General features: G+C 70.6%; 11 protein-coding genes. 5 read left to right on the top strand and 6 right to left on the bottom strand.

The window, feature by feature from the left end; all coding sequences use genetic code 11:
* Nucleotides 1-905 (top strand): metallophosphoesterase (locus tag FJV41_RS14065; protein WP_141642981.1); only part of this gene is annotated, 905 nt, incomplete at its 5' end.
* An 8-nt stretch (nt 906-913) separates the two neighbouring features.
* Here FJV41_RS14065 and FJV41_RS14060 read toward each other — a convergent pair.
* The 3 genes from FJV41_RS14060 to FJV41_RS14050 are packed head-to-tail and all read right to left on the bottom strand — an operon-like array spanning nt 914 to nt 3,560.
* Entirely contained in the window at nt 914-1,540 is a 627-nt protein-coding gene (locus FJV41_RS14060; protein ID WP_141642986.1) for a class II aldolase/adducin family protein, read from the bottom strand.
* Between the two features lie 32 nt (nt 1,541-1,572).
* On the bottom strand, nt 1,573-2,679 hold the full coding sequence (gene mtnA, locus FJV41_RS14055) for an S-methyl-5-thioribose-1-phosphate isomerase (protein ID WP_141642980.1): 1,107 nt from the start codon (nt 2,677-2,679) through the stop codon (nt 1,573-1,575).
* Nucleotides 2,676-3,560: an S-methyl-5'-thioadenosine phosphorylase gene (locus tag FJV41_RS14050; RefSeq protein WP_141642979.1), complete on the bottom strand. Its 885-nt coding sequence runs from the start codon at nt 3,558-3,560 to the stop codon at nt 2,676-2,678. Before FJV41_RS14050 ends, mtnA begins: the two co-directional genes overlap by 4 nt.
* A 112-nt stretch (nt 3,561-3,672) precedes the next feature.
* Here FJV41_RS14050 and FJV41_RS14045 point away from each other — a divergent pair, with 112 nt between their 5' ends.
* The 4 genes from FJV41_RS14045 to FJV41_RS14030 all read left to right on the top strand — a co-directional run bounded on the left by FJV41_RS14045 (nt 3,673) and on the right by FJV41_RS14030 (nt 5,667).
* The gene (locus FJV41_RS14045; protein WP_141642978.1) at nt 3,673-4,044 is read left to right on the top strand and encodes an ArsR/SmtB family transcription factor; all 372 of its coding nucleotides are present in this window, start codon (nt 3,673-3,675) and stop codon (nt 4,042-4,044) included.
* Nucleotides 4,041-4,523: an SRPBCC family protein gene (locus tag FJV41_RS14040; RefSeq protein WP_141642977.1), complete on the top strand. Its 483-nt coding sequence runs from the start codon at nt 4,041-4,043 to the stop codon at nt 4,521-4,523. The genes FJV41_RS14045 and FJV41_RS14040 overlap by 4 nt, the downstream gene beginning before the upstream one ends.
* Complete coding sequence (locus FJV41_RS14035; protein ID WP_141642976.1) at nt 4,516-5,049, top strand: SRPBCC family protein; 534 nt, start codon at nt 4,516-4,518, stop codon at nt 5,047-5,049. Before FJV41_RS14040 ends, FJV41_RS14035 begins: the two co-directional genes overlap by 8 nt.
* A gap of 177 nt (nt 5,050-5,226) precedes the next feature.
* Nucleotides 5,227-5,667: a CBS domain-containing protein gene (locus FJV41_RS14030; RefSeq protein ID WP_217439553.1), complete on the top strand. Its 441-nt coding sequence runs from the start codon at nt 5,227-5,229 to the stop codon at nt 5,665-5,667.
* A 46-nt stretch (nt 5,668-5,713) separates the two neighbouring features.
* Here the strand turns inward: FJV41_RS14030 and FJV41_RS14025 are convergent, their stop codons facing one another.
* From FJV41_RS14025 to FJV41_RS14015, 3 genes are all read right to left on the bottom strand, one after another.
* Nucleotides 5,714-6,523: an alpha/beta hydrolase gene (locus tag FJV41_RS14025; protein WP_141642975.1), complete on the bottom strand. Its 810-nt coding sequence runs from the start codon at nt 6,521-6,523 to the stop codon at nt 5,714-5,716.
* 33 nt (nt 6,524-6,556) lie between these two features.
* The gene (locus FJV41_RS14020) at nt 6,557-7,786 is read right to left on the bottom strand and encodes a DUF1501 domain-containing protein (RefSeq protein WP_141642974.1); all 1,230 of its coding nucleotides are present in this window, start codon (nt 7,784-7,786) and stop codon (nt 6,557-6,559) included.
* 180 nt (nt 7,787-7,966) lie between these two features.
* Nucleotides 7,967-8,626: a site-2 protease family protein gene (locus tag FJV41_RS14015; RefSeq protein WP_141642973.1), complete on the bottom strand. Its 660-nt coding sequence runs from the start codon at nt 8,624-8,626 to the stop codon at nt 7,967-7,969.

The raw sequence follows: 8,626 nt of genomic DNA, 5'->3' as shown, positions 1-8,626 counted from the left end.
CTTCCGACGCGATTGCCCCCATCACTCCACCCCCCGCCCTGGGTGGGATGAGCCGGCGCAGCCTGCTGACGAACGCGGGGCGCGCGGTGCCGTTGCTCGCGGCGGGGACGAGCACGGTGGGCCTGGCGGGCGGCGCCACGGGCTTCACGCTGAAGTCGGTGGAGGTGCGCCTGCCCGGCCTGCCCGCCGCGCTGGACGGGTTTCGCATCGGGCAAATCACCGACGTCCACGTCGGCACCTTCATCGACACCCACTACCTGCGCGAGACGGTGGCCGCGATGAACGAGGCCCAGGTCGACCTCCAGGTGATGACGGGTGACCTCATTGATGACCTGGACCAGCTCGACGGCACCATGGCCGCGCTGGAGTCCTGCCGCGCCCGCCACGGCATGCTGGCGGTACTCGGCAATCACGAGCACTGGCGCGGCCTGGACGAGGTCCTCGGCGCGTACGCCCAATCCCAGGAGCGCGGCGGCCCGGTGCGGCTGCTGGTGGACTCGTCCCACGTCATCGAGCACGGCGGCCAGCGCGTGCGCATCGTCGGCGTGGACTACCCCATGTCCGGCCGCAGCCACCGCGTGAAGGCCGAGCGCATGCGCCAATCCGCGGAGAAGGCCTTCCAGGACACCGCCTCGGACGAAGTCGTCCTCTGCCTGTCCCACCATCCCGACTTCTTCAACCACGCCGCCGAGCGCGGCGCCCGGCTCACGCTCGCCGGCCACACCCACGGCGGCCAGGTGGCGTTCTTCGGCGTGCCCGCCTTCTGGTTCGCCTTCCAGTACATGCTCGGCCGCTATCGGCGCGGGGACCACCAGCTCTACGTGTCCGGCGGCACCGGCCACTGGCTGCCCTTTCGTCTGGGTGTCCCTCCCGAGGTGACGGTGCTCACGCTGCGCGCGGCGTAGGCGCGCCTTCAGCGACCTCCGGGCGGCGACTGCTGCCCGTACGTCTTGAACTTCTCCAGCACGCGCGCCATCTCCTCATCGTCGAGGAGCACCGGCTCGCCCACCTGGAGCGCCCGCCAGTACATGGCCGCGAGCGTCTCCACCTCCACCGCCAGCTTGAAGGCCTGGGCCAGGCCCGCGCCCAGCGCGAGCATGCCGTGGTTCGCCATCAGGCACGCCTTGCGTCCCTCCAGCGCCTCCAACACGCGGCGCGCCAGCTCCTCGGTGCCGAACGTCGCATAGGCCGCGCACCGCACGTCCACGCCGCCCGCCGCGGACACCATGTAGTGGAAGGCGGGGATGCCCCGGCGCAGACAGGCCAGCGTGGTGCAGAACATGGAGTGCGCATGCAGCACCGCGCCCACCTCCGGGCGCGCCACCAGGAGGTCCCGGTGCAACTGCCACTCCGACGACGGAAGACGGCGCCCCTCATGGCTCCCATCCAGGCGCATGAGGACGATGTCCTCCGGCTCCAGCACGTCGTAGTCCATGCCGGTGGGCGTCAGCAGGAAGCCCTCCGCCACGCGCAGGCTCAGGTTGCCGGACGTCCCCTGGTTGAGCCCGGCCGCGTTCATCTTCCGGCAGGTGGTAATCATCGCCTCGCGCGAGGCGCGGTCATCCCGACTGCTCACGAAGCCCTCCCCGCCCGCTCCGGGAAGAGCGAGCGCAGTCCCTCCTCGGTGGCGGGGCACACGCCTCGCTCGGTGATGAGCGCCGTCACCAGCCGCGCCGGTGTCACGTCGAAGGCGTAGTTGGCGGAAGCACTGCCCTCCGGCGTCACCCGCACCGTGGCCACCTCACCCGAGGCCAGTCGCCCGGTGACATCGCTCAGTTCGGTGCCGTCGCGCTGTTCAATCGGAATCTCCCGCACCCCGTCCCGCAGGCTCCAGTCGATGGTGGGCGAAGGCAGCGCCACGTAGAAGGGCACGCCGTTGTCCTTCGCCGCGAGCGCCTTCAGGTAGGTGCCAATCTTGTTCGCCACGTCTCCGTGCGCCGTGGTGCGGTCCGTGCCCACCAGACACAGGTCCACCTGCCCATGCTGCATCAGGTGGCCTCCCACGTTGTCGGCGATGACGGTGTGCGGGACACCGTGCTGTCCCAGCTCCCAGGCCGTCAGCCCCGCGCCCTGGTTTCGCGGACGCGTCTCATCCACCCAGACATGCACGGGCAGGCCCGCGTCGTGCGCCAGGTAGATGGGTGACAGCGCCGTGCCCCAGTCCACCGTCGCCAGCCACCCCGCGTTGCAGTGGGTGAGCACCTCCAGCCGCCCCTGGCGTCCCTTCCGCTCCCAGGCGGCCTCCAGCAACTTCAGACCGTGCCCACCCATGGCGCGGTTGATGGCCACGTCCTCGTCGCACAACTCGGCCGCGCGCTGCTTCGCGGCGGACGGACGCTCCGAGACGGGCAGCGGCTCCAGCAACTGGCGCATCTGCTCCAGCGCCCAGTGCAGATTGACGGCGGTGGGACGCGTCGCGCCCAGGACCTCGCGGGCCCGCGCCAGCGCCGCATCCGAAGCGTCCTCGCGCAGCGCGAGCCAGACGCCATACGCGGCGGTGGCGCCGATGAGCGGAGCGCCTCGCACACGCATCGCACGGATGGCGTGCGCGGCCTCCTCCAGCGTGCCCAGCCGCGCGGTGACGAAGGCGTGGGGAAGGCGAGTCTGGTCGATGATGCCCACCGCCTGCCCGTCGGGCTCCAGCCAGATGGTGCGCATGGGCCTGCCCTGGACCTTCATCGGTTCAACACCCGGCCGGCCACGGCGGACAGCTTTTGCGCGAGCGCGGCATCCCGAGCCTCAGGCGCGGTGATGACCGCGTGGTCCAGGGCGCGCTGACAACCCTGGCGACAGGGCCCCTCGTGTCCACCGAGCAGCGGCGTCACCTGCTTCACCAGTCCGCGCGCCTTGCCCGCGTTGCCCAGGAGCACGGAGACGACCTGATCCACGGTGACGGCGTCATGGTCCGGATGCCAGCAGTCGAAGTCCGTCACCATGGCCACGGTCGCGTAACAAAGCTCCGCCTCCCGGGCGAGCTTCGCCTCCGGCATGTTCGTCATGCCGATGACGTCACAGCCCCACGTCCGGTACAGGCGGCTCTCCGCGAGCGAGGAGAACTGCGGCCCCTCCATGGCCAGATAGGTGCCGCCCCGCCGCGCGGCCACGCCCAGGTTCTCGCAGGCGGCCATCACCGCGTCCCCCAGCCGCGAACACACCGGCTTCGCCATGGACACGTGCGCGACGAGCCCCGTGCCGAAGAAGCTCTTCTCCCGCGCGAAGGTCCGGTCGATGAACTGGTCCACCACCACGAAGACGCCCGGCGGCAGGTCCTCGCGAAGGCTGCCCACCGCGGACAGCGAGAGCAGGTCCGTCACCCCGCTGCGCTTGAGCGCGTCCACGTTCGCCCGGAAGTTGATGTTGCTCGGGGCGATGCGGTGGCCCCGGCCATGGCGCGGCAGGAAGACCACGCGCTGTCCCTCCAGGGTGCCGAAGCACAACTCGTCGGAGGGCTCGCCAAAGGCAGAGGACACCTTCTTCCAGGCGACGTCCTTCAAACCGTCAATCTGGTACAGGCCGCTGCCACCGATGATGCCGATGACGGGCGGGGAGGCATCGGACATGAGGTCTTCTCCCGGAAACGAAAGGCGCGGGCGAGCGTACCAGCCTCCCCGGCCCACGGCGGCACGGGCTTCGTCGGTTGACAGTCCCACGCACGGACCTATATTCAACCTCATGGTTGAACAACGTCTCGCCCAGCTCGACAACACCTTCCACGCGCTGTCGGACCCGACGCGCCGGGCGATGCTGCGCAACCTGTCCGTACATGAGCGCAGCGTCGGAGAGCTGGCGGCGCCCTTCCGGATGTCCCTGGCCGCGGCGTCCAAACACATCAAGGTGCTGGAGCGCGCGGGGCTGGTGCGCCGCGAGGTGAAGGGCCGCACGCACGTCTGCCGACTGGACGCGAAGCCGCTCTCGGAGGTGAAGGACTGGCTCCAGTACTACGAGCGTTTCTGGAGCGAGCGCCTCGACGTCCTGGAGGCCCTCCTCCGAGAGGACGCGCCCACGCCCCCTTCCTCCCCCCGCAAGAAAGGACGCTCCCGGTGAGTCCCCACGCCCCCATCCAGGTCCAGCTCGTGCGCCACTTCGACGTACCCGTCGAGCGCGTCTTCGACGCCTGGGTCGACGCGAAGCTCCTGGGCCAGTGGATGTTCGGCCCGCGCGTGCGTGACGAACAGGTCGTCCACCTCCACCTCGATGCCCGCGTGGGCGGCACGTTCTCCTTCCTCGTGCGCCGCCGGGACATGGACATCGACCACATCGGCACATACCTGGAGGTCGACCGCCCCCACCGCCTCGTCTTCACCTGGGCCATCCGGGAGGACAACCTGGCGGAGGAGGACATCAGCCGGGTGAGCCTGGAGTTTCGTCCCCAGGGCACCGGCTGCGAGCTGACGCTGACCCACGTCATGTCGTCCAAGTGGGCCGAGTACGCCGACCGGACCCAGGCGGGCTGGGCCACCATGCTCACCGCCCTGACGCGCGCGCTCGCCGCGCCCGATGCGCTGGAGCCCCGCCATGGCTGAGTACGGAATCGTCACGGAGCCCCAGACGGTGCGCATCGAGCGCGTGCTGCCCGGACCCATCGAGCGCGTCTGGGCGTTCCTCACCGACTCGGAGAAGCGCGGCAAGTGGCTGGCCGCCGGAGAGTTGGAGCCGCGCGTGGGAGGCCGCGTCGAGCTGCACTTCCTCCACTCCACGCTCTCCCACGAGCCCCTGCCGAAACGCTACGAGGTCATGCGCGACGGCCATCGGCACCTCGGCCACGTCACCCGCTACGAGCCACCCCACGCGCTGAGCTACACCTGGGCCGAGCAGACGGGCGCACCCTCCGAGGTGTCGTTCGAGCTGAGCGAGCGCGGCACCGAGGTGCTGCTCGTCCTGACACACCGACGGCTCACCACGCGCGCGGACAGGGTCAGCGTCGCCAGCGGTTGGGACACCCACCTGGGCATCCTCGACGACCAGCTCTCCGGCCATGCGCCCCGAGGCTTCTGGTCCACGCACGCCCGCCTGGAAGCAGAATACGAGCAGCGGCTTCCGCGCGACTGAGGGACAAGGGGTCCGGGGCCCTTCATCGGCTCGGACCCTTGCCCCACCGCTGTCCGGTCCTCGAACCGCGCCCCCGCATCCCGGGCCGACCGAACGGCGAACACCCGGGTCTCACGCTGTCGCCTTCCAAGGAGAGGCCCACCTTGAGGCGGAGAGACACTCGCCCCGGGAGGCCCCATGAACGTCGAAGAAGTCATGTCCGAGAACCCCGTCACCTGCCTGCCCGACACCGGCATCGAGCAGGCCGCGCGGTGGATGGTGGAGTGTGACTGCGGAGCCCTGCCGGTCATCGACGTGGACAACAAGCCCATCGGCGTCATCACCGACCGCGACATCACCTGTCGCATCATCGCGAAGGGGAAGGACCCCTACATGCTCAACGTGAGCGATGCGATGAGCATGCCCGCGGCGACGGTGTATCGAGACACCAGCCTGGAGGACTGCCTGGAGTTGATGGAGCAGAACCAGGTCCGCCGCATGGTGGTGCTCGACGACGACGGCACCGTCTGCGGCATGGTGGCGCAGGCGGACCTGGTGAAGCAGCTCAAGGCGGAGGAGACCGCGGAGCTGATGCGCGAAGTGTCCGTCGACACCGAGTCCCCTTCACAGGTCCACTGACGAAACACCTCGGGGCGCGGTGGACTCACGCGCCTCGGGGCGTTGCTCAGGTTCCGCCCAGGGCGAACACGGCCATGCGCCGCACGAGGTCGGGGCCTGACTTCTCCAACACGTCGTTGTGGCCCGCCCCGGGCACCGTCTCCACGGTGGCGCTGGGAAAGCGCGCGCCCAGCCTGCGCCCCATCTCCACCGGGATGAGCGTGTCCTGCTCTCCGTGGATGATGAGCACCGGCAAGGTGATGTCCGGCGCCTTCGACGTGGAGTCGAAGCGGTCCCTCACCAGCAGGGACGCGGGGAGGAAGGGAAAGAGCTGCGCCGCCATCTCCGTGAGTGACGTGTAGGGCGACACCAGCATGATGCGCGAGCCGTGTCCCCGACGCGCCATCTCCACGGCCACGCCCGTGCCGAGGCTGCGGCCACTGAGCACGGTGTGCTCCGGCGTCACGCCCCGCGCTCGCAGCATCGCCAGCGCCGCCTCCGCCGCCGCGTAGATGCCCTGCTCCGTGGGCTGTCCGGGCGACGCGCCATATCCCGGGTACTCGACGGCCAGGAAGCCCAGCCCGTTCTGGTTCAGCACCGTGCCCAGGTCGAGCTGACCCAACAACTGCTCTCCATTGCCATGGAAGTGCACCACCGTCGGGGCGCCGGGCGGCGCGGGGAGATGGAGCACGTCCACGAACGTGTCTCCTGGCAGTGGCAGGTGCCGGAAGCCGAGCTCGGCCGGCAGCGGGATGGGGGCCTTGGGCGCCGGGTATATCAACGGGCGCTGGAGCACGAAGGCCGCCAGGCACAGGGCGAGGTAGGCGACCGCGAAGATGGAGACGAGGATGACGAGCACGCGACGAGGCCGGACCATGGGCCCCTCCAGTCTGCACGAACTCGAGCCGCGCTACGCGAAGAGTCCCAGCGGCGCGCCGGGCGTGAAGCCGGGGAACACCCGGGTCAGGTCCACGCCAGGGCGGCAGGCGCGCAGCACCTCGGCCAGCGGCGCGCGCACGTCCGTCCACGCGGGCACGTCCCGCCCGTCCTGGAGCCGGTCCGGGGTGAGCGACTCGAAGCGCCCGTGGACCTGGCCACCCTTCACGCCGCCGCCGAGCACCAGCATCGCGCTGCCCACGCCATGGTCCGTCCCCCGGCTGCCGTTCTCCCGCACCGTGCGGCCGAACTCCGTCAGCACGACTACTGTCACCCGCTCCAGCAGCGGCCCCACGTCCCGCGCGAAGGCGGACAGCGCGCCCGCCAGCTCCGCGCACCGGTTGGCGAAGGTGCCCGTGGCCGCGCCCTGCGCCGCGTGCGTGTCCCAGCCGCCCATCTCCGTCGCGGCGACCTCCAGGCCCACGTCGCCTCGGATGAGCCGCGCGATGTCCCCCAGTCGCTGGCCCAGCGGGCCGCGCGGATACTCCACGCCCGACGTCGGCGGCAGTCGCGACAGGTGCTCCGCGTCCAGTTGGGAGAGCGCGTCGAAGGCGCCCTGGCCCGTGGTGCGCAGCGCTTCATCCACCGCGCCCGCGTAGAGCGCCGCGAAGCCGCGCGTCGCCTCGGCGCCTCGCCTGCCCACGCGGAGGCGGAACTCCTCCAGCCGTCCCATCGCCAGCGCGCCCGCGTCACCGAACAACGCGCGGGGCAACGTGGCTTGCAGGGCCACGGCTCGCAGCGGCGCGGCGGACTCCTCGACACCGAGGGCGCGGTTGAGCCAACCATCGGGCGTCGACTTGCGGCCCGGCGTCCCCGACTCGACGAAGTCCTGCGCGTCGAAGTGCGAGCGCACCGGCGTGGGCAGTCCCACCCCATGCAGCACCGCCAGGCGGCCCTCGTTCCATAGGGGCAACAAGGGCTCCAGCCGGGGATGCAGTCCGAAGGGGCCCGACAGCGCCAGCGCGGCACCCTCTCCCGTCCTGCGCAGCGCCAGCGTGGGACGCGCGCGGTGATAGGCCGCGTCATCCACGGGAGGCACCAGGGAGAGGCCATCCACGCCGCCTCGCAGGAACACCGTCACCAGGGTGCGCCGCGAGGACGGGGCGGCCAGCGCGCGGCTCGACAGCGTTGGAGCGAATGCCAGCCCCACGCCCGAGAGCCCCAGGGCGCGCAGCAGGAGGCGACGAGACAGCAGCGGACTCATGGGCTTGCGCGGCTCCGGCGAGTGAAAGGAGGCCCTGGCCATTCCGCGGGGCCGTTCAAGGGACACAACACCGGACCCGGGCGGACGTTACGAGCATCCGTGCCAAATCCCCGGCCGCGAGTCAGGGTCCCCACTTCCCTTCCTCCAGACACACCCGGAGGACCCAGTGCGACGGGGGCTTCAGAGAATCGCCCGGACGAAGAGCGACGCCACCCACGCGGCCCACACCAGCGAGACGGCGAGCAACACGGCGGCGACCGGGCGCACCCACGTCGGGGACTTGTCGCGCCAGGGCAGGAGCATCAAGTAGCCCCCCGCCAGCGAGGGAATGGGGAGCAGGTTGAGGGCCGCCATCCGGGCGCTCATGATGCCCCACGCGCGCACCAGTTCGCCCTCTCGCAGCAACCCGACGAAGCGCTCCACGCGGCCCGGCAGCGCGGCGACGTTGAACACGGCGGGGAAGCCCTCGGTGAACTGATGGAAGCCCTCCGCGGGTCCCAGGCACGCCATGGCGACGCCAATCTGCACGTACCAGGGGACGGCCAGGGCCAGCGCATGCAGCGGAGGAGGCAGCTTGAGCAGCCGGCTCTTGAGCGGCGGCTCGGGCGAAGCGTCGTCTTGCTCCGGCACGAATGACGCGGAGCTGCCCAGGGTGATGGGATGCAGGCTCCAGCCGATACCGGCCATGCGCCACGCCACCAACTGGGGCCCATAACCAATCCGCACCGCGAGCGGTCGAGCCCCGAAGGCACTCGCCACCACCGCCTGCGCCAGCGCCCACATCACGTTGACCGCGAGGAACAGCACCCACAGCCAGAAGAAGAGGGCGACTCTGTCCAT

Source organism: Myxococcus llanfairpwllgwyngyllgogerychwyrndrobwllllantysiliogogogochensis, from assembly GCF_006636215.1.
Lineage (GTDB): Bacteria > Myxococcota > Myxococcia > Myxococcales > Myxococcaceae > Myxococcus > Myxococcus llanfairpwllgwyngyllgogerychwyrndrobwllllantysiliogogogochensis.
The sequence above is the reverse complement of the archived record's forward strand: the minus strand, read 5'-3'. Positions and strand labels throughout refer to the sequence as shown.

Coding starts and splice junctions, on each gene's coding strand:
- FJV41_RS14060 (WP_141642986.1), bottom strand. CDS start 1,540: ATGATTACCACCTGCCGGAAGATGAACGCGGCCGGGCTCAACCAGGGG.
- mtnA (WP_141642980.1), bottom strand. CDS start 2,679: ATGAAGGTCCAGGGCAGGCCCATGCGCACCATCTGGCTGGAGCCCGAC.
- FJV41_RS14050 (WP_141642979.1), bottom strand. CDS start 3,560: ATGTCCGATGCCTCCCCGCCCGTCATCGGCATCATCGGTGGCAGCGGC.
- FJV41_RS14045 (WP_141642978.1), top strand. CDS start 3,673: ATGGTTGAACAACGTCTCGCCCAGCTCGACAACACCTTCCACGCGCTG.
- FJV41_RS14035 (WP_141642976.1), top strand. CDS start 4,516: ATGGCTGAGTACGGAATCGTCACGGAGCCCCAGACGGTGCGCATCGAG.
- FJV41_RS14030 (WP_217439553.1), top strand. CDS start 5,227: ATGAACGTCGAAGAAGTCATGTCCGAGAACCCCGTCACCTGCCTGCCC.
- FJV41_RS14025 (WP_141642975.1), bottom strand. CDS start 6,523: ATGGTCCGGCCTCGTCGCGTGCTCGTCATCCTCGTCTCCATCTTCGCG.
- FJV41_RS14020 (WP_141642974.1), bottom strand. CDS start 7,786: ATGAGTCCGCTGCTGTCTCGTCGCCTCCTGCTGCGCGCCCTGGGGCTC.
- FJV41_RS14015 (WP_141642973.1), bottom strand. CDS start 8,626: ATGGACAGAGTCGCCCTCTTCTTCTGGCTGTGGGTGCTGTTCCTCGCG.